Raw genomic sequence first — 18,939 nt, forward strand, 5'->3', positions numbered from 1 at the left:
AAATCACCGTTTCCGTAGGGCGATCCTTCGTGACCCCGATCGGCGTCTTCTCCGTGGACGCGGGAGTTGGGCACCAGTTCGAAATTAACCCCAAGGGCTACCTCACGGCTGTGTTCCGATACGTAAACCCCAAACGGGGACTGGTCGAAGCGGGTTATCTGATCCGCACGGACCGTCGTGTCGAACCTGCCCTCGACGGCCAGTCCCTGGCCCCCGCCAAGGGCGGCACACTGCGCATCGACGCCACGGATGCCGAGCCGGGCGAGACGACACGGCTCACCGTCTCCGACACCCCGCAGGACTCCCCGGTGCCCAGCGCCTCGGCGTCGGGTGCCTGTCCCGAATCCGGTGTCCTGGACGTCGTACTGCCGGAGGTGTCCGTCGGTGACTCCGTCACGGACACGGTCACCAAGCTGACCGCCGCCTGCCTTCGGGTGCAGTACGCCACCGAGGAGTCGGACGCGTCGGAGGGGGCCGTCACGAAGGTCGAAATTCCCACGACCGGCCCGGCGGGGACGGTGCGGCTGCCGCGCCCGGACGAGACGGCCCCCGGCCCCGGCGACGAGGTCGAGGCGGCCGTGGACCAGGCGGCAACGGTATTCGTCGCGACCCCCGCGCAGGACCCGTCTCCGTCCGATACCGCCACCGACCTCACTCCGACCCCCGATCCGACCCCCACTCCCACGGACTCCCCGACGCCGACGGGTGACCCGACCGACCCCACCGATCCGACCGACCCGACCGACGGGGCCACCACGACCGTCATCGGCCGGGCCGGCGCTCCGGTCCGCTCCGAGCCGAGCACGGCCGGCGTCGAGGTGAGCCACATCGCCGCGCAGGGCGAATACCAGGCCCTGTGCTTCCAGCACGGGGAAGAGGTCGCCGCGCACGGCTCCGTCAGCGACATCTGGGTCAAGCTGCTCCGCACGAACGGCGAGACGGGCTGGGTCACGGGGACCGCCCTGAGCGGCGATGCGGAGACGGTCGTCCCCACGGCCTGCTGACCCGAGGCGAGTTGAGACGCCTGGCGGACGAGGGTGTGACTCACCTCACCAAGATCACGCGGGAAGAAAGCGGATGCTACGTCGGCGTCGCTGGCATGCTCATGCATGACTACTGGTGGGTAACCACCGTCTGCGCACTGTGCCGAAACGGCCGTGTCAACATGCCGCGAAAGTCGACGAATCGGCATGCCCTGATACGCCCATCCGTGCCGCGCAGTACGCCTGCACCCCACCCGTCGCCTCCTGCAGCGCACCCCCATACACCGCTCCCGAGGAAAAACGCGTGCACAGACCCAGGCTCAAGAGCCATGCCTTACTGCCGGCGCTCACCATCGCGGCCCTGCTGACCACCGGCTGCTCCACCAGCTCACCGAGCACCCCGGCCGAAACACCGACCACAAGGGCGGCCGAGGCTCCAAGCGCCGCCGAGGTCCGGGAACAACTCGCCGTCGTCTCTCCCCCGTCCGGTACGGCCGCCCCCACCGCGGTGGCCGACGGAGGTGAGGGGGCTACGGCGAAGAAGTCCTCCCTCAAGGTCGCCTCGTACGACCGGAAGAGCGGACGGGCCGTCATCAAGGCGCCCTCGGCGCCAAACCGAAACCCGACCGAAGCCCCTTCGGGGAGTTCCTCGACCGGCCCTTCAACCGCTCCCTCAGCCGCTCCCTCGACCGGCCCTTCAGCTGCTCCCTCGACCGGCCCGTCAGCCGACCGCTCAGCCGGTCCCCCCGTCGGCCCCTCTGTCGACTCTTCGCAGCGCCCCGCCTCGGTCGCCGTCGGCGACATCATCGCCAGCGCTCCCGCCCCCGGCGCCCCTGACGGGGTGTTGGCCGAGGTCACGCAGGTGACGGGTGCCACGGACGACGGCGACACGACCGTCCAGACCGAACCGGCCAAGCTCACCTCCGTGCTCGGCAGGAGCAAGGCCGAGGGCACGGTCCCGGTGGACCCGTCCGCCATGGAGGTCGAGCCACTCGTCCAGGGAGTGAAGGTCTCCTGGGCCAAGACGGCTGGCCTCCACTTCGGCCCCGAGGGCGCGAAACTCCCGCTCGGCAGCCTGCGCATCGACGTGGGCGCGGCGATCGCCACGGCCGAGGGCGCCCCGGCGTCGGCGGCCGCGTCCGTGAAGGGCTTCGTCCAGCTCGCCCCCGAGGTCGCGTTCTCGTACGACGGTTCCGGCGCCGCTGCGGGCACCTCACCCGGCGGCGCCTTCCTGGGCCTGTCCGGCGACTGGGCCTCCCGATGGTCCTTGAAGGGCCGCGCGGCCGGCTCGACCTCCGGACACCAGACCCGCATCCCGTTCGCCGAGCTGCACGCCGACCCGGTCATCCAGGTGGGCCCCGTCCCCGTCGTCGTAAATCTCGATCTGACCTGCTACATCCAGGTGAACGCGGACGGCCGGGTCACCGTGGACGTCGAACAGAACCTCAAGGGCGACTTCCGCGTCGGCGGCACCTTCTCCTGGGCCAAGGGCTGGACACCGGTCAGCGAGTCCGACATGACGGGCGAACCCCTCAAGGCCCGCGTCACGGCGGCCGGCGACGTCAAGGCGGCCCTGGGCGCCGAGGCCACGGTGGGCCTCTACGGCACGGCGGGCGTCACCGCCGACCTCGCCCCCTACGTCCGCGCACACGCGGACGCGTCCGCCGAGGGCTCCGTAGACGGCAAGGGAACGGCGAGAGGAACGGCGAAAGGCACCTACGCCCTCTATGGCGGAGTGGACCTGACCGGCTCCCTCCAGCTCCAACTGACCATATTCGGCACGCCGCTCTTCCAGAAGAGGATCCCGCTGGGTGCACTGCACCATGAGTGGCTTCTGACGAAGGGCGGCGGAACGGTGACGACATCACCGCCGCGCCACCCGAAGCCGACCGGCTGACCACGGGCTGACAGCGGGCCGCGCCGAGGACTGATACTTCCCGGCGCGGCCCAAGTCTCCTGCCGTACGGCTTCGTGCCGCACGGCTCCCGCCTTACCACCCTGGGGCTCTACGACCCTGGGGCTCTACGACCCTGGGTCTCTACGACCGTGCGGCCAACCGCACGACGTCAGTCGCCCGAGTCGGAGCCCGAACCGGAGCTCGCCCCCCGCCCCGACCGCCCGGACCGCCGTACCAACTCGCCGGCCGCCAGAGTCACGGCAGCCACACCGCGCACCCAGCCCGGACCGCCCCGCGACGCCCACACGACGCAGACGCACCCTCCGACGGCGAGCACGAGAACGCCGACCAAGATGAGCACGATCACGCTCATCCCCCTTCTACTTCCTCAGTGGTCCGCGCATCCTCCCAGCCGCGGGAACAGGCCTTCGAACCGGATCCGAAGGAAGGCGTGTCCCCCGATCTGCCGCACTCCGCCGAACCGGTGACCACACGGTCTCGCGGTCCTATTGCAGGAGGAGTCCCCGGACGCGGCCATTGGAGTGTCGGGGTGTCAGGTTCTGGAGCGTCAGGTGTCGTCACGTCAGGTGTCGGGGAGTCACCTTTTGCCATGTCAGCTACTGGCGTATCAGCTCCCGGCAGGTCAGGAACTCGGGGAACCCCAGGAACCCTGTGAACCCTGAGGCATACGCCAGTACTGCCGCTTCTTCTCGTCCCGTACGACAACCCGGAGCCGCAGCAGCTCCCGGCGCAGCTCCCGCACGTCCTCGCTGTTCCCGTCCTTTTGCTGTGCCGCCGCACGAGCCCGCAGCAGAGCGTCCGCCCCCTCGGGCAGACCGGGCGTACCGGGAACCCAGCGCCGGAACTCCTCCCGATACGGATCAACGTCCGACCACTGGTAACCACGCCCGGCGAAGGCGTCGGCCAGCCGCCGCCACGCCAGATGGCAGTCCTCCCGTGCGATCTCCATCCCGTCCGGACCGAGCAGCACGAGCTGCTTCCCGTCCCGCACCACCAGGCCGACCTCATCGCACCCGAACTCCTGCGACGCGTCCCTGACGGTGAGGGCCACGCCGCCGCGGGACACGCTGACCGCCAGCGACTCATGCACCGCGATGAGCCCGACGACCAGCCCCAGCAGCGCCCCCACGCCTACGGCACCGATGGTGCGCCACGGCTCGGGGACGGAACTCAGCAGCTCGGCCGGCCCGTCCAACGGCGCCCAGGGCAGCGTCACGAGCCAGTCGGCGAGCAGCGGAGCCAGCCCGCCGACCACGACCCCGCACCCCACCCAGAAGAGCACAAGAACCCAGGCCGACTCCGCGATCACGACGGCGGCGTCGCGTTCCGACGCACCGGCCGACGGACGGCCCTTCCTCGAAAGATCCCCCGTACCCCTCATATCCCCCATGCCTACGCTTCCGGCCATCGTTTCCGGACTTCCCGAAGACGCTCATCCCGGCCGGCGGCCGGCGGCCGCCACCAGGAGTCGATTCTGCAGGCAAGCCCGACCCCTGCCATCAGCCGATGGTCTACGACATCTGCAACTTTGGTTGTCCCACCACAAACGAAGACAGGCCCTGGCGCCCGAGTCGGAGACCCGGGCGCCAGGACCCATATCGGCGAGCTATGCCAGACAATTCCCGCTGATCAGTCTCAGCAGGTGCCACCGAAATCGGTGACCTGCCCACCGGCATTGCCCTCGCCGTTGAGCGCATTGCCCAGTAGGCCGTTGAGAATGCCGACCTGGCCGAGGATGTCGATGTTGAAGTCGTGAGACTTGCAGTATCCGTGGCCGTGGTCGTGCATGGGCTGGGCGGTGGCGGTGCCGCTGGCTATGAGGGTCAGACCACCGAGCATTGCGGCCGCGACAGCGGCCTTCTGGAACTTACGCATTTCTCCTCCTTAGTTTGAGTAGAGCGCGCACCACTAAAGATCGTTTTCGCGCTCATTTGGGAGGCTAGTCCGATATCTCCCACTCCGCTCTTCGAGGCCGCCATACGGGCCATGACCCTGAATCAGCTACGCCGCCCCGCCCTGGGAGAGACCGCCGCGGGCCAGGCGCCCACTCGCCCCGCTCACCGTCCTCGGCAGCCGCAACCTGACCGCCCGACCCGGGCTGTCCCGACCGTCTGAAACGCGATCCGGGGTCTCCTGGCAGACGCCCTGGCCACGACCGCTCTCCGCCCAACCCCTGGCGAGACCCAAGCCGAGAAGAAGCTCACCGCCCAGGTCGAGTCGCCCCTCAATGCCATTGCCAACGACTGCAGTTGATTTGTCGCATTGGGCGTGGAACGCGGACTGGACGACCGTCACACCCAACCCAACCCAACCCGGCCCGTCCCCGAGCGCGAGTTACAAGCTGATCGAGGTGTGCGCGGGCAGGGGCGGTGCGGAGATCGATTTCACGTCGACCGACTCGGGGGCGCGACTGTCGAAGGAGGCGCCCCGCGTCGAGGCCCGGTGCGAGCTGGGGGTAATGGGCACGATGGCTTGACCGATCAATTCCTTGGCAGCCCGCCCGTAACACGCAGCACTGGTGCGGGCGTTGAGCGCCTTGTTGTGAAGAGCGAGTTCGCCCGGGTCGGCAATGGCCATCCCGATGAAAACGAATTCGTAGTTACGTCAGCGACTTTCGCACGGCTTCGACCAGCGACGCGGCACGCCTATCCTTGGGACCCCCGATTATGTGGTTCATGGCATAGCCGAACGCGATGCCATGTTCGGGGTCGGCGAAGCCGAGAGAGCCGCCTCGACCTGTGTGGCCGAATGAGCTCGGCCCGGTCATGGGGTTGACGTTGGTGGGCAGCATGTACCCGGAGCTGAACCGACTCGGCACCACAATCACTTGGTCTGCTCCGCTTGCCTGCTCCTTGGTCGCCGACGCGAGAGTTTCCGGAGTGAACAGGCGCATGCCGTCCACTACGCCGATCAGCGCGGCGTACATACGCGCCAGTCCGTGGGCGGTGCCGATGCCGTTGGAGGCAGGGAGTTCCGCGGCCTGCACCTCAGGCGAATTGAAGTCGATCTCGGCGGGGTCGGTGACTGCGAACGCCCTGTTGTTGAACGAGTTCGGATCTCGCCAGGCGGCTACAAGGTCGCGGAGTTCCTCCGGGATCGACTCCGAAGGCACGGTGGTGTAGTCGATGTCCGGCTGCTGGTACACGAGGCGGCTGACCCGGTCGCGTTCACTCGCGGGGAGCCCGATAAAGAAGTCCAGTCCCAGCGGCCTGGCGATCTCCTCGGCGAAGAAGCGGCCCGGCATGTGGCCGGACACCCGGCGGATCACCTCACCGACCAGCCAGCCCCAGGTTCGTCCGTGATACCCATGCGTGGTGCCCGGATTCCACAATGGAGACTGAGCGGCCAGCGCGGCCACCATCGGCTGCCAGGCCAACGCCTTGGCCAGCGGCACCGGTTGGTCCAGAGCGATCAGGCCGGCCTGGTGAGACAGCAGCTGGCACACCGTGATCTCTGCTTTGCCGTTCGCGGCGAACTCCGGCCAGTACTCGGCCACTGGAGCGTCCAGGTCCAGCAGGCCGCGCTGGGCCAGCAGGTGCGCCGCGGTCGCGGTTACGCCCTTGGTCGCGGAGTAGACCAGTTGCAGGGTGTCCCGCACCCAAGGACGACCGGAGTGCTGGTCCGCGACCCCACCCCACAGGTCCACGACGGGTCGGCCGCCCTGGTACACGCACACCGCCGCACCTATGTCCCCGTGCTGGGCGAAGTTCGCCGCGAACGCCTCTCGTACCGGTTCGAACCCAGCCTCGACCTCACCGTTGATCGTCGTCATGCCGCCTATCCTGCGTCGTGATGTTAACGCGTCTATCCCCGGACTGATCATCCCGCGAGGACGATGGCGAAGCGGCGTCGGCCGAGGAATACGTCAAGGAACAGGCACGGCGATCCGGCCCGTCATGAGAACGTCATGGTTGGCGAACAGCGCGTCCAGATCGAGGCGCCGATGGACGAACGCCTTCCAGGTCGCGTCAGGCAGATCTCCTTCCGCGTTGACCATCCGGGCGCGGCTCGCTTGAGTGAGGATCCAGCGGGCCTGGTCCTGGTCGGCAGTACATGCGCCGAGTTCACGCGCCAGCCGCCATAGTTCGTCCCCGTCACTGTGGTTGTCGACGATGGTCACGAGGCCGATGTCGCCCAGGCGGCGCTCGTCGGTGGACTGTGTGGTGTAGGCGACGGTGAGGCTTGCGAGAGGGAAGACGGTCACACGACTGGTCGCGGTCAGCTCTGTGAGGGGCACGGGCAGGGTCCGTTCTGGGCGAGCCGGACTGGTGCCAACCCGCCCTGTCAGGAAGGGACTGGGGTGAGTTCGGGTCAGCAGCAGGGGCCGTCGCCGCAACAGGCGGGAGGGTTGCAGTTCGCCGCGGTGCCCCAGAGACGGTCGTCGACCTCGAAGCCAGCGGCCCTGAGCTTTTCCACGACCGACGTCATCAGTCCGCGCGTGCGGACCTTGGAGTTCGGCTGGTGATGCAGGAAGTAGCCGAACTGCTTGTGACACCAGTCGGCATACCAGCCGGTGTGCAGGATGAGCGTGTGCCAGCCGGGGTCCACCAGCTGTGACGGCGCCATGGTGGCGCCCTGGCCCGTCGTTCCCATCACGTGGACCAAGGCCAGTGCCTGGTCGACAACATGATCTGCGACACGGCGCTCCAGCCTGTACTCGTCGGCGCAGAACGTGGCGAGCATGTCGAACTCGGTGTCTGTGACGAGCGAGCGGCCAGTACGCGATTGAGCGGCGACAGTGGTGGTCATCGTCGACCACCCTCTTCGTGATTGCGTTGGAGCACGAATTTCACCTCACGGTTGGGGAGGAATTTCGGGCCTTCTGGTCGGCCGACCTTGTGACCGGAATGGATCAGACACGCGTGCCAATCGCGATCCGGTCGTTCCCAGCCAGCCGCACCAGTGCTTGGAGCACGGTCTGTAAGCGGCGCTCGTTCAGGTGGCGAACGGCGGCCAGGTGGCTCCGGTGCACGCCGGCGAGCGACAGGACCAGCCCGAGGAATGCACGTTCGCCTTCATCGAGCCCGAGCGTGTACAGGCGTCCGGCTAAGCCCTCCCACCGGCACGTCATGACGCCGTCTTCCTTGGTTACGAGCGCTGCACGGACGTTGTCCCGGGAGAGGAGCTTCTCCTCTTCGACCAGGGCCTGGACTGCGGTGCGCTCGCGGAGGCTGGCAGCAGACCGTACGAGAAGCTCGCCCAGCGATGGTGTGTTGGATGCGTTAGACGCTGCACTGCACGAAGTTGCGCCGGTTGACCGGATGGGGTTTGTGGCCATGACCAGGACGTTAGGCAGTTCAACTGCACGCCTGTTCAGCGATTGCGCCTGATTGCGCGTGAGGCTGATGTGCTTGCTGCTGGTTGTCTACCCAAGGTCCAGAGAAGCCCGGGCGCGGCCGACCAGACGGCGTGCCGACGCTCCATATTCGGCGGATTCCGAGAGCCAGTCCCACGCTCGCTCATAGAGCTTGATGTCGTCCTCGCCGGTGAGCCACAACTCTTCGCTGATCGTCTCGACGATGACCAGCCTGCGGTCGTAGATCCAGAAGGCGTGCGGAGCCGTACGACGCAGTTGAGTGCCGAACGGAAGGATGCCCAGCTCAATCCGGCGCTGGCCCACCAGGTTGTACAGCCGGTCCAGTTGCTCAGCCATCACGTCTGCGGGGCACGACCGGTGGTAGAGCGCTGCCTCGCAGACCAGGAACTTGAATGTCTTCTCAGGGTCGTACAGCGCTTCCTGGCGACGCATCCGGGCATCGACGGCGGCCTCCGTGGTGGGCGGGATACCGCGGAACTCGGCGTTTGACTCGAAGATGACACGGGCGTACTCCGGGGTCTGGAACAGCCCCGGCACGCGTGACACCTCAAGCCCGCGGATTGCCTTCGTGGCCTCGGTCTGGCGTACGGCGATCTCTTGGCGGCCCCGGTGCCCGCCGGCCAACTGGCGTTTCCAAGATCGGTGCCGCTGCTTCATTTCCAACCCGGCCCGTAGCCCTTGGAGCTCAGGTTCAACGCTCGGTGTGCCGCAGGCATGAGCCCAGGCGGTCAGGTCGGCTGCGGAAGGGGTCTGCTTGCCATTTTGGAGCCGGGAGACCTTCGATGGCTGCCAGCCGACCTTGGCGGCGAGGTCCTTGCCCTCCAGGCCGGCCTCGGTGCGCAGCTCACGAAGCCGTGCACCGAGCGCCTCTCTGGCGGTCTGATAGTCCGTGCTCACATGGTGGAACGTACCCGCCTGACAAACTCTTCGGTACGTACGGCATGGTGCCAGGCGCTGTCCCGGGCCTGGCAGGCTGCGAGGACCTCGGCCGGGTCTTCGGTGACGTACACACCCAGGGTGATGTCTTCGTCGTCGAACGCGAAGCGGGCGAGGATCTTGGAGTCGAAGAGCCAGAAGTCGTAGTCCGGCAGCCGCAATTCCTGTGCCCGGGCGCGCGTCAGGTAGCGGATGTCCTCGCCCGCCGCGACGTTGCTGGGCGCGCTGGCCAGCAGGAACTCCTGGCCCTGACTGGGCGGTTCGTCGATCAGACGAACGCGCTCGAACCGCTTGCCCTGCGCCGATTGTGCGCGGACGTTCTCACGCCAGGCGTTGTCGGGGTCGTGGGCAATGTCTTCGCCTGCGAAGAACCGTGGCCACTTGGGGCTGTTACGGTCGGACGCATAGCCGCGACGGGTCTCCAGGCGCCAAGCCGTGTGCTTGAAGTCGCGGAAGAGATGGGAGATCGAGGCGAACGGCAGGAGCTCGGGGGCTCCGCTCCTCGGCGCGTAGCGAGTCAGCAGACTGCGAGGGACGCGGACGAAGGTTTCGGACTCCTTGACGTCCCGCAGCTGGGCCAGGTGCTCCGGGTCGGTCTCTCGCTCACCCTGGACGAGGATCTCGCCCGTGCCCTCGATGTCGTAGAGGGTGGGGCAGTCGCCGTCGTCGCTGGTTGTGCCGAGGAACCTGAGTGTCACGTTCGCTCTCCTGCTGTGTCGGGTGGAGATCCAGGATGCGAGTGCAAGCTATGGCGTGCTCAAGGGTTGCAGCAGATTGCGTCTTTGGGGCCGCAGACCTGGATTGCGCGCAAACAAGGTTTGCTTGTTTCGTTCTTCGGTGATCAAGGCGTCGAGTTCGCTGACCATCACCACGGAAGACCTACGCGGCGGGTACGGGACAGTCCAAACAGCGGAAAGACTGAGTAGCACTGCTCGTGGGGGTGCTTCCTGCGAACTCAGAGAATCCGCCGCTGTTGTTACGGTATATGAGGCCAATTCCGTGGTCTGCGAGCAGGCCACGGAGGTCCTCTCGGGGGAGCTCAGGTGTAAGCATCATAAGATGGAAGGGCTGGTCGGGAACAAGGCCTCTCAAGTGTCGCTGTGCATGAAGCAGCTGAGCCAGAGCCTGCGTGATTGATTCGGCTGCTGCGCTGCCCGTCGGCTGGTAAACCGTGTGGTTCGTCTGGTTGTAGATCTCGAATGAGAGCTGATCCGTCGAGTTTTGGAGGGATAACTCCATCTGCCCGATATCCATCCCCGCTGCGCTCTCGTGCGCTTCGAAGGCATCTGCTAGTTCGTCACGGATCGCTTCTATTCGAGCGGTGTCAGTTTGCGGTTGGCGCTGACGCCTTTGGCGTCGGTATGCCCGGGCGACACGCCCTGCGGTCGGCTGAAAGCGCATCCGGGAACGGCTGGCCCGTGGCAGGGTGTCAGAATCCTCCCGTATGAACGGACCGGTGGGGCGAAGTCGGAAAACGATGACGTTGCGGTCTTGGTTTAATTCATCTTTGGCTTCTCGTATGTCGTACGGCATGCGCTCGTCGACCTTGAATTCACCTATGTATTTGTGCGTTCGCGTGCCAGTTCCTGGAACATTTCCCACCGCAACGAACACGTGTAGGGTGCGCCCCATATTCGCGTGTTCCAGAATGGAAGAATTTCCGCCTTCTAAGGTCTGGTCGCCGCGCTTCCCGGCTCCGGTATACGTGAATATGGGACCCGAGGCGTCGTCCTCGGCGAGCCATCCATCCCGATAGCCGTAGCGCTTGCCTACTTTACTGTCGGAGAATATGAGAACGTTGCGTTTCTCTCTAGCCGGGCATATTCCCGCGAAGCCGCTGCCGCCGAGGACGGGGTGGATCTGCGCACGTGTGAGGATGTCGCCAGGCGCGAACCCGGCCGTGGGTGTTGTCATGATCCGAGGCTAATGGTTTCAGGGCCCACAGAGTGCTGAAAGTTGTGCACGTTACGTACGAAGACCATTGTGGCAGCACCGCATCCGGGCGAGGATGGCGCAATGAGTGACGCGACGGGGACAGTCATCGCGGCAGTAATCGCCTTCGCGGCCGCCGTCATCGGCGCTGTCATCGCCGGGATGTACGCCAAGCGCGGAGCCGAAGCCGGTGGGCGTAAAGCAGTTGAGGCAGCGTTGGCTCAGGTGCACGGACAGGCGGCGGCGGAGCACTGGCAGTGGGTGCGAAGCCAGCGGCATCAAGCCTTCGCTGCCCTCCTTGAGGCTTATGCCGCTTTGGATGAAGTGCTCGTACGCATCACACCTGAGGTGCGAGGTGGGGCCGGACTCGATGAGGCGACGGGGCGCGAGTTTCGTGAACGCACCGTTGAGCTCAAGGCAAAAACAAGCCAGTTGGCTCTATGGGGGCCAAACGAGGCGAACGTGTTGGCTTACGCCGTGACGGGGAAGTCGATGGCGGCTGTAGGTGCCTTCATGCAGGCGGCGGGTGGGAGTTCTTCAAGCCTGAGCGTGGACTGGTCCGGATTTGACCAGGCTAGGGGCGAGATGACCCAGTTTTACGCCTCCTTCCTTCAGAGAGCTGGAGAAATCATTCGTGATCCGTTGCAACCGGTCAGCTAGCAGGCTCTTCCATGCGGTCGGCCAGGGCTCGTATGAATCCCTGCCACGCAGTAGTGCTCAGTGTGAGTTGCGGTCCCGAAGTGACTTTGGAGTCGCGGACGCTGATCGCTTCGGCGAGTTCGGCCACTTCCAGGCACTCGCCTCCCATGCCGTTGCTGTAGCTGCTTCGGCGCCACGGGATGCTCGACGGCAGCATCATTGAGAGTTCTCCTCCAAGAGTCTTGTGATGAGAAAGGCGGAGCGCTGAGGACTCAGTGCCAAGGCCCTGAGGTGATCGAACGCCTTCGTATAGAGGGCCACGTCCTTGGGTTCTTCGAGGTAGACCGAATCGGTAAGTCCCTCTCGATAGACCACGTCTGGGTCCTCCTGCTCTGGGAAGCCGAGGATCGTGAACGACCCGGTGGTGGGATAGGCGCCTGCGTTGAACGGCAGCACCTGAACGGTCACGCTCTTCAACTTCTGGATTTCCAGGATACGTTCGAGTTGGCGGGTCATAACCTCGCGGTTCCCGACCGTATGCAACAAGGCGCTCTCGTGGACGACCGCCCATAGGTCAGGCGCGCTCTCGCTGGTGAGGAGCTCTTGTCGCCGCATCCGAACGTCGACCATGCGCCGAATGTCCTCCGGTGTGTGGTCCGCCCATGCGCGGCTCAGTTCAGCTGCGTACTCGCTGGTCTGTAGTAGGCCGGGGACGAACTCGGATTGATAGGTGCGCAGGTCGGAAACCGCCTGTTCGAGGCCAACGTACACAGAGAACCAAGCAGGGATCGCGCTGCTGTGTGCGTGCCACCACCCCTTGGTCTTGGACTCCTTGGCCAGCGACTTCAGAAGGTCACGCAGTTCATCCGCGGTCCCGTAGAGACGGCACAGAGCATCGACATCCGAAGGCTGTACGCGACCGTGTCCCGTCTCCATGCGGCTGACCTTGGAACTGCTCCAGTCCAGCTCCTTGCCTACCTGGCTGCACGTCAGGCTGCTCTCGTCGCGCAGCCGCTTGAGCTCGATCGCAAGACGCCGGCGGCGAGCCGTGGGGGATCCGGACATGGCAACTCCTCGCGGGATAACGGATGTTCCATCCCATCGGAAGTGGAGCGAAAGGCCAATCACTCTAACGAGCGAATCCCGCCATGCATGTTGCACGACGAGAGTTGCACTGCAACTCTGTCACTGAGAGTCATTGATTTGAACACCGTGCGCAACGAAGGCGTGTGAAGGGTGGTCGAAGGTGATCTACGTGAGCGACTGTGGTGGGCGAGAGCCCTGGGTGCACAAGTTCGCTGCCCAGCCGAGTGAACTCGCGGATTTAAGGCGGATGTTGCGACTCCGTCTCATCATGTGGGGGCTTTCCGATCAGGTTGACGCAGCGCAAATCTGCATGTCAGAGCTGGTGACCAACGTAATCCGGCACGTCGGTGAAGGAACCCCCAGCACGCTGCGCACAGCGCTCAACGGGCCGTATCTGCGGCTGGAGGTGAGGGACCCCGACACTCGGGCCTTGCCCACGCTGCTCACCGTGAGCAGCGCTCTGGAGTCGGGCCGAGGAATGGCGATCGTCGACACCCTGACGGATCACCGCTGGGGCGTGTCCGTCCGAGGCGATTCGAAGGTGGTGTGGTGTGAGCTTGCTACGGACGCTGCTGTCGCCTGCGGCACGACGAATGCCCCTCATGTCACGCGCGCCGGGGCCATCCTCGATCTGTACGGATCTTGGCAACTGCCCCGCGAGAAGGTCCCGTCCGGCCGTGGCAGTGGGCTCGGCGCGGCAGCGGCAGCAGAGGCCGCCGTCGGAGTCATGGCCGACGTGCTGCACTGGTTGCACGCACACGGACATGACCCCGATGACGTACTCGACCGGGTACAGACTCACTTTGAGGCCGAGCTCGGTGAGATCGCCTGAGCTCAGAGTTGCTTAGCCCGCGGTGATGCCCGAGTACGACCACACATCCGCAGGCAGCTCATCATGCAGCTGCCAGGTGATGGCCATGGGCTTGCTGCCCTCGTGGCCGACATACGTTGCCGGGCCGAGCAGCATCCAGGGCTGGGCCTTGCCGATGTCGGTGTCCTTGTAGCGCCGCATGAACAGCAGGACGTGGCTTCCGCGTTGCTTGTGCTGCTGGTAGCGCAGACCCGTGGGAGAGGTGGCTGCGGTCGTGCTCTGTGACTCCCAGTGGAAGAGGGAGGGGCTCAGCGCGTAGTCCTTGTAGCGGACCGTGGGGGAGAAGTCTTTCTCGTTCTTCTCAAGGGTGATCAGCAACGCATCGGTCTGGTTCTGCTCATCCCACAGAACGCCCTGCGCAAAGGAGCCGGGCATCTGACCGCCTAGGCGCGCGACACCGAGCGCAGCCAGGATCTCCGAGCGGTTGTATGCGCTGTGGATCTTCAGCGGGATATGCGCGTGCGGGCCCTGCAGGGGGAGGGGGAAGTGGTCGGCTTGCCCCATCACGTGGTCGAGTACTTGGCGTAGCTCGCTACGGAAGGCTTGCTGTTCGCGTAGCGATTCAAGCCCCTCTGCGTAGGAGCTGAATCCGCCGGCCTTGTCCCAGAGATTGAAGAACAGCATGCGCGCGTAGGTCTGGTCTTTCGTGCTGAGCGAGTCGTATGCCGGTGCGTTATCGCTCAGCAAGCGAGTGTATGCATCGGCGCGTTCGCGACCGTCGACGTGTAGGAACGCATGCACACGTTTCAACAGGTCCTGCTCGTCGGCTTGTTCGGGTAGGTCGGCCAGGCCGGCGCGACGAAGGACCGTCGTCCACGAGTTGCTCGACTTGTACAGTTCCCGGATTTCCCGGCGACTCTCCTTGAGGTAGTCGGCGAGAAACGGCGTATCGAAGGCTTTGACCTCTTTGGCCAGAGTTTGGACTGTCGCCTTGATCTGCGTGCGGATGTTATCCAAGACGAGTTCTTTGGACTTGCCCTCAAGGATGATCTGGCAACCGGACGGCAGCAGAGGGAAGTCATGCTCAGCGTGGTCAAGGAGCCGGTTGCGCGACAGGTTAGTCATCGCGCGGAACTGCTCCTCGAACCGGAACTCGGCTCGATGCTGGCCGATGAAGTCGAGCACTGTGAGCACGGGTTTGTCCGGCGTGCGGCGTAGGCCTCGACCGAGTTGCTGAAGGAAGACGGTGGCGCTGTTCGTGGGGCGCAGGAGAAGCAGCGTATCGACGTCGGGGATGTCCAAGCCCTCGTTGAAGAGGTCTACGGAGAAGATGACTTGGATCTCTCCAGCCTTGAGCTGGGACAGCGCGTGGTCACGGATCTCGGGCCGCGACGAGCTGTCCAAGGCTTCAGCCTTGAAGCCAACGTCCCGGAAGCATTTCGCCATGAAGTGAGCATGCTTCCTACTTACGCAGAAGCCTAGTGCCCGCATGCTCATCGGATCGGACACTTTGTCCCGCACCTGCTTGATGACGATACGCGCCCGGGCAAGGTCGGCCGAGAACAGGTCGCCGAGCTGGCTCTGGTCATACGTACCCGAGCGCCAGTTAAGGCGTGTCAGATCCGTCCCATCCGGCACTCCGAAGTAGTGGAACGGGCACAGGAGGTCGTTATCGAGGGCTTCCCACAGTCGCATCTCGGCGGCGATTCGGCCTTCGAAGAACTCGTCCTGCACGTTCAGACCGTCTGCGCGCTCGGGAGTGGCGGTCAAGCCGAGGAGTTGCTTCGGCTTGAAGTGGTTGATAACGCGGCGATACGTCGTAGCCGTGGCGTGATGAAACTCGTCGATGACGATGATGTCGAAGTGTTCTGGGTCGAACTGGTCGAGTCGCTGGTCGGTGAGCGACTGAACGCTGGCGAAGACATGCTTCCAGTCACGAGGTAGCTCGCCGCTGAAGAGTGGTTCGCCGAAGGATGCGTCATCGAGTACCTCGCGGTACATCCGGAGCGACTGCCTCAAGATCTCCTTGCGGTGCGCCACAAAGAGCAGCCGTGGGTGCTGCTTGCCACCCCATTGCTCATGGAGGTTGCGGTAATCAAGAGCGGCCATGACTGTCTTGCCCGTACCGGTGGCGGCGACAAGCAAATTGTGTGGGTGGCCGCGTACCTCACGCTCGACGCGCAGCCGCTCCAGCATGTCGGCCTGATGCGGGTGCGGTCGAACCTCAAGGCCAGAGAGGCTGATCTTGGCGTCCAGACTGGTCGACGTACCGCCCGCCACGGTCAGGGCTTCGTCCAACTTGTGAGCGTCGTGATCCGGGTCGTAAGGCTCAAAGGCGATGTCATTCCAGTACGCGTCGAAGGTGGCCTCGAACTTGTTGAGCACGACGGGAGTGGCTACAGATGAAAGGCGCACGTTCCACTCCAGGCCGTCGAGTAGCGCGGCCTTCGAGAGATTCGAGCTGCCTACATAAGCAGTGTCGAAACCACTCTCGCGTCGGAACAGCCAGGCCTTGGCATGGAGCCGTGTTGACCGGGTTTCGTAGTTGACCTTCACCTCGGCGCCGAAGTCGCGGACGAGTCGGTCGAGCGCGTGCCGGTCGGTGGCGCCGATGTAGGTGGTGGTGATGACTCGGATCTTGACACCGCGATCCCTGGCGGCGCGGAGAGAGTCTTCGAGTACACGCAGGCCGTACCACTTCACAAAGGCACAGAGCAGATCGATGCGATCTGCTGTAGCCAGCTCAGCTCGCAGCTCACTGCCAAGGCTCGGGTCCTCGGGAGAGTTGGTTATGAGGGCGGTCTCAGAGAGAGGCGTCAGTGGACGCATCGCATAGACGCCGGGGGCTTCCTTCTCCGCGAGGGCGAGGAGCTGGCGAGGCCCATCGGCGATGAGGTCGGCCGTGCGACTGCTTTCGATGTCCGCCGAGTCAGATGAAAGTGACTCGATGATCTGGTTGGCCACGGCGACACGCTGGTCGTGGGGCAGCTGGCTGAGCCGCCGGCTTACGGCCTGACTGATATGACGGGCCAGTACATGAGGTGACGATTCTTCGCTGACCTCATCATCGATGGCTCTCCAACCTGCTGCGTTGAGCTGCTCCATTTGTTCTTGCATGCGTTGGGTGACAAGTTCCTCGTAGACACCCGCAACAGGCTGCGACAGATCCCCCGACTGAGCCACGCTGTTCCCCATTCCCTCACACACAGCAATGGCTCAGTTTTAGCAGGTGACGCTGAGACTCCTCACGGATAACTTCGGTTTCATGGGCGGGTGGGGGCGGAGCCTTCGCGTCTTGGGGCACGCCGCGCTAGCTAGGTGTATGAGGACACGACGTTGGTGACGCTGGCCGGTAGTCGCGCCGCGGGCGGCTGGTCACTGACAGCGGAGTGTGGCCGGTGGTAGTTGTAGTGGATGTTCCAGACTCCCAGGGCTTCTGTCCGCTCACTTTCGGATGCCCAGAGCCTGGCGTAGAGGAACTCCTCGGCCAAGATCCTGTTGTACCGCTCGACCTTCCCGTTGTGGCGGGGTGTGTACGGAGTGATCCTTTGGTGCTGGGAGTTGAGCAATGCGCGGGCGAAGCCGTCAGCGCCGTAGCAGGAGCCGTTGTCGGTCACGATCCGGTTGATGCCGTGAGCTGCGAACCACGCTCTCGCACGGTGAAGGAACGCGATCGCTGTCGTTGCCTTCTCGTCTGAGAGCGCTTCGGTGTAGGCGAGTCTGCTGTAACCGTCGACTGCGGAGTGCAGGTAGACGTAGCCACCCCGTTCGGTCTTCTTCTTCCGGCTTGCTGCCTTCCTGGCTTGCTGGCTGTCTCGGCCATGGGCCCACCATCCGCCTCCATCAGGGATCCGGCCGACCTTCTTCACATCCACATGGACCATGTGACCGGGCCAGCGGGCGACGATCTTCCGGGGTTCACGGTTGGTCTCGCCGGTCGGATCGATGAACCGACGCCGATTCAGGCCCAGGTTGGCAAGGTGTCGAGTGACCGTGCGCCGACTGATCGAGATCCCGGCTTGGGTGAGTTCGAACGCTATCTGGGAAGCCGACCACTTGTGGCTTGTCCGCATCGCCTCGACTTTGGCGATCACCTCGTGCGGGGTCGCGGTGGGCTGCCGGTTCGGAGTCGACGACCGGTCAAGCAAGCCGAGGTCGCCGTAGCGGCGATGCCGGTTTACCCATTTCGACGCACAAGTGCGCGAGATGCCCATCTCTTCGGCGACGTGTGAGATCGGCCGGGTACGGCATCGCTCCACGAGGCGCCGGCGTCCTTCAACGGACAGTGGGGCATTGCCGTGCAGTCCAGTTCGGGCCATTACGACGCGATGGCTTCACGAACTTCGCGCAGCGAAGTGACGCCGTCAGAAGCGAGGAAATGACCCGCTCCGGGTACTACCTGTGCGGAGATTCCGAGCAGGTCGGCAAGGCGGTCGGTGTGGCCAGGCGGTACGTACGGGTCTGCGTCTGACCGGATGATCGTGAGTCGATCGATGTGGTTGCTGAGTCCCGCCACGTCACAGCCGTCTCCGATGTAGGCGTTGAGGTCCGGGAGCGCGGGCAGTTGGTCGACGAAGCCGGAGACCAGCACGAGGGTGCCAAGGGGCCAGGGGCCCGGCAGGGAGCGCAGATGGCGCAGCACGGTTAGGCAGCCCAGGCTGTGTGCGACGACGATCGAGTGCTCGTCAAGCGTTCCCAGGTCGGTGCCTACGGCGTCCGTCCACTGCTCGGGGTCTGGGGCTTGTGGGTTCGGAAGGGCCGGGATCGTGGTCGGGATGCCGTCCGCTTGGAGCTGCTCGGCCAGCCAGCCGAACCAGTGGTCTTCGGGGGTCGCGCCGTAGCCGTGGATGATCGAGGCGCGCTGCTGGGTTGTTCTAGGTGTCATGCCGCAGGACGGTATGGGTTCACGTCAGCGTGAAGGTCAAGCCGATGAGGAGGAATCGACAGTGCTGATCAGCGAACTCGCCGAGCTGACCGGAGTGAGCGCGCGAGCGCTACGCCACTACGAGGACCGAGGACTATTGGTCCCGGCCCGCAACAGCAGCGGGTACCGGGACTACTCCGACTCTGACGTCGCCCGCGTAGCGCAGATCAGGACAATGATTTCCGCTGGCTTGGGAACCTCGACGATCCAGCAGTACCTCGGCTGCGCTCGCGCCGATGATCACGACATTTCGCTTGAGATGTGCCCGGATCTGCGGGCTGAGCTGGATTCCTTGGCCAGACGCCTCAACGCCAGGCAAGCCGAACTCCGCGAGACACAGCAGCGATTGAGCAAGCTCGCATCAGCTGGTTGAGGCGTGTCAACAACGTCCTG

21 protein-coding genes are annotated in these 18,939 nt (G+C 64.8%); 5 read left to right on the top strand and 16 right to left on the bottom strand.

Going from position 1 to position 18,939, the window contains the following annotated elements:
* Positions 1–29: 29 nt before the first annotated feature.
* Both POF73_RS20560 and POF73_RS20565 read left to right on the top strand, forming a co-directional pair.
* A complete protein-coding gene (locus POF73_RS20560; RefSeq protein WP_272117459.1) occupies positions 30–1,004 on the top strand; it encodes an SH3 domain-containing protein in 975 nt (324 codons plus the stop codon).
* 283 nt (positions 1,005–1,287) lie between these two features.
* A complete protein-coding gene (locus POF73_RS20565; protein ID WP_272117461.1) occupies positions 1,288–2,880 on the top strand; it encodes a hypothetical protein in 1,593 nt (530 codons plus the stop codon).
* 169 nt (positions 2,881–3,049) lie between these two features.
* Here the strand turns inward: POF73_RS20565 and POF73_RS20570 are convergent, their stop codons facing one another.
* The 11 genes from POF73_RS20570 to POF73_RS20620 all read right to left on the bottom strand — a co-directional run bounded on the left by POF73_RS20570 (position 3,050) and on the right by POF73_RS20620 (position 11,068).
* Positions 3,050–3,253, bottom strand: a complete 204-nt coding sequence (locus tag POF73_RS20570; RefSeq protein WP_272117463.1) for a hypothetical protein — start codon at positions 3,251–3,253, stop codon at positions 3,050–3,052.
* A gap of 270 nt (positions 3,254–3,523) precedes the next feature.
* The gene (locus POF73_RS20575; RefSeq protein ID WP_272117465.1) at positions 3,524–4,210 is read right to left on the bottom strand and encodes a YqeB family protein; all 687 of its coding nucleotides are present in this window, start codon (positions 4,208–4,210) and stop codon (positions 3,524–3,526) included.
* 326 nt (positions 4,211–4,536) lie between these two features.
* A complete protein-coding gene (locus tag POF73_RS20580) occupies positions 4,537–4,776 on the bottom strand; it encodes a hypothetical protein (RefSeq protein WP_272117467.1) in 240 nt (79 codons plus the stop codon).
* 459 nt (positions 4,777–5,235) lie between these two features.
* Positions 5,236–5,478, bottom strand: coding sequence for a hypothetical protein (locus tag POF73_RS20585; protein ID WP_272117469.1), 243 nt, complete (start codon positions 5,476–5,478; stop codon positions 5,236–5,238).
* Positions 5,479–5,500: 22 nt separating this feature from the next.
* Positions 5,501–6,673, bottom strand: coding sequence for a serine hydrolase domain-containing protein (locus POF73_RS20590; RefSeq protein ID WP_272117471.1), 1,173 nt, complete (start codon positions 6,671–6,673; stop codon positions 5,501–5,503).
* 93 nt (positions 6,674–6,766) lie between these two features.
* Positions 6,767–7,138 (bottom strand): hypothetical protein, encoded by a 372-nt coding sequence (locus tag POF73_RS20595; RefSeq protein WP_272117473.1) that lies wholly within the window; start codon positions 7,136–7,138, stop codon positions 6,767–6,769.
* Positions 7,139–7,212: 74 nt separating this feature from the next.
* On the bottom strand, positions 7,213–7,650 hold the full coding sequence (locus POF73_RS20600) for a hypothetical protein (RefSeq protein WP_272117475.1): 438 nt from the start codon (positions 7,648–7,650) through the stop codon (positions 7,213–7,215).
* Between the two features lie 103 nt (positions 7,651–7,753).
* Entirely contained in the window at positions 7,754–8,179 is a 426-nt protein-coding gene (locus POF73_RS20605; RefSeq protein ID WP_272117476.1) for a hypothetical protein, read from the bottom strand.
* 87 nt (positions 8,180–8,266) lie between these two features.
* Positions 8,267–9,115: a helix-turn-helix domain-containing protein gene (locus POF73_RS20610; protein ID WP_272117478.1), complete on the bottom strand. Its 849-nt coding sequence runs from the start codon at positions 9,113–9,115 to the stop codon at positions 8,267–8,269.
* Positions 9,112–9,852 carry a DUF6879 family protein gene (locus POF73_RS20615; RefSeq protein WP_272117480.1) on the bottom strand — a complete coding sequence of 247 codons (741 nt, stop codon included), beginning with the start codon at positions 9,850–9,852 and terminating at the stop codon, positions 9,112–9,114. The genes POF73_RS20610 and POF73_RS20615 overlap by 4 nt, the downstream gene beginning before the upstream one ends.
* A 181-nt stretch (positions 9,853–10,033) precedes the next feature.
* Positions 10,034–11,068 carry a hypothetical protein gene (locus POF73_RS20620; protein WP_272117482.1) on the bottom strand — a complete coding sequence of 345 codons (1,035 nt, stop codon included), beginning with the start codon at positions 11,066–11,068 and terminating at the stop codon, positions 10,034–10,036.
* A gap of 102 nt (positions 11,069–11,170) precedes the next feature.
* Here POF73_RS20620 and POF73_RS20625 point away from each other — a divergent pair, with 102 nt between their 5' ends.
* Entirely contained in the window at positions 11,171–11,746 is a 576-nt protein-coding gene (locus POF73_RS20625) for a hypothetical protein (protein WP_272117485.1), read from the top strand.
* Here the strand turns inward: POF73_RS20625 and POF73_RS20630 are convergent.
* Together POF73_RS20630 and POF73_RS20635 are read right to left on the bottom strand one after the other, a co-directional pair.
* Positions 11,739–11,945, bottom strand: a complete 207-nt coding sequence (locus POF73_RS20630) for a DUF397 domain-containing protein (RefSeq protein WP_334313614.1) — start codon at positions 11,943–11,945, stop codon at positions 11,739–11,741. The two genes, POF73_RS20625 and POF73_RS20630, sit on opposite strands and share 8 nt — an antisense overlap.
* Positions 11,942–12,790 (bottom strand): helix-turn-helix domain-containing protein, encoded by an 849-nt coding sequence (locus POF73_RS20635; RefSeq protein WP_272117486.1) that lies wholly within the window; start codon positions 12,788–12,790, stop codon positions 11,942–11,944. The genes POF73_RS20630 and POF73_RS20635 overlap by 4 nt, the downstream gene beginning before the upstream one ends.
* A 181-nt stretch (positions 12,791–12,971) precedes the next feature.
* Here POF73_RS20635 and POF73_RS20640 point away from each other — a divergent pair, with 181 nt between their 5' ends.
* Complete coding sequence (locus POF73_RS20640; RefSeq protein ID WP_272117488.1) at positions 12,972–13,643, top strand: ATP-binding protein; 672 nt, start codon at positions 12,972–12,974, stop codon at positions 13,641–13,643.
* A 12-nt stretch (positions 13,644–13,655) separates the two neighbouring features.
* On the opposite strand, the gene POF73_RS20645 is transcribed toward POF73_RS20640, so the two are convergent.
* The 3 genes from POF73_RS20645 to POF73_RS20655 form a co-directional block, all read right to left on the bottom strand.
* Positions 13,656–16,817 (bottom strand): DUF3427 domain-containing protein, encoded by a 3,162-nt coding sequence (locus tag POF73_RS20645; protein WP_272117490.1) that lies wholly within the window; start codon positions 16,815–16,817, stop codon positions 13,656–13,658.
* 119 nt (positions 16,818–16,936) lie between these two features.
* Positions 16,937–17,941 carry an IS481 family transposase gene (locus POF73_RS20650; protein WP_272117491.1) on the bottom strand — a complete coding sequence of 335 codons (1,005 nt, stop codon included), beginning with the start codon at positions 17,939–17,941 and terminating at the stop codon, positions 16,937–16,939.
* Positions 17,941–18,507, bottom strand: a complete 567-nt coding sequence (locus POF73_RS20655) for an RBBP9/YdeN family alpha/beta hydrolase (protein WP_272117493.1) — start codon at positions 18,505–18,507, stop codon at positions 17,941–17,943. The genes POF73_RS20650 and POF73_RS20655 overlap by 1 nt, the downstream gene beginning before the upstream one ends.
* On the opposite strand from POF73_RS20655, the gene POF73_RS20660 reads away from it, so the two are divergent.
* The gene (locus POF73_RS20660) at positions 18,506–18,919 is read left to right on the top strand and encodes a MerR family transcriptional regulator (protein WP_272117495.1); all 414 of its coding nucleotides are present in this window, start codon (positions 18,506–18,508) and stop codon (positions 18,917–18,919) included. The two genes, POF73_RS20655 and POF73_RS20660, sit on opposite strands and share 2 nt — an antisense overlap.
* The last annotated feature ends 20 nt before the right edge of the window (positions 18,920–18,939 follow it).

The organism is Streptomyces sp. HD (assembly GCF_028369295.1).
Lineage (GTDB): Bacteria > Actinomycetota > Actinomycetes > Streptomycetales > Streptomycetaceae > Streptomyces.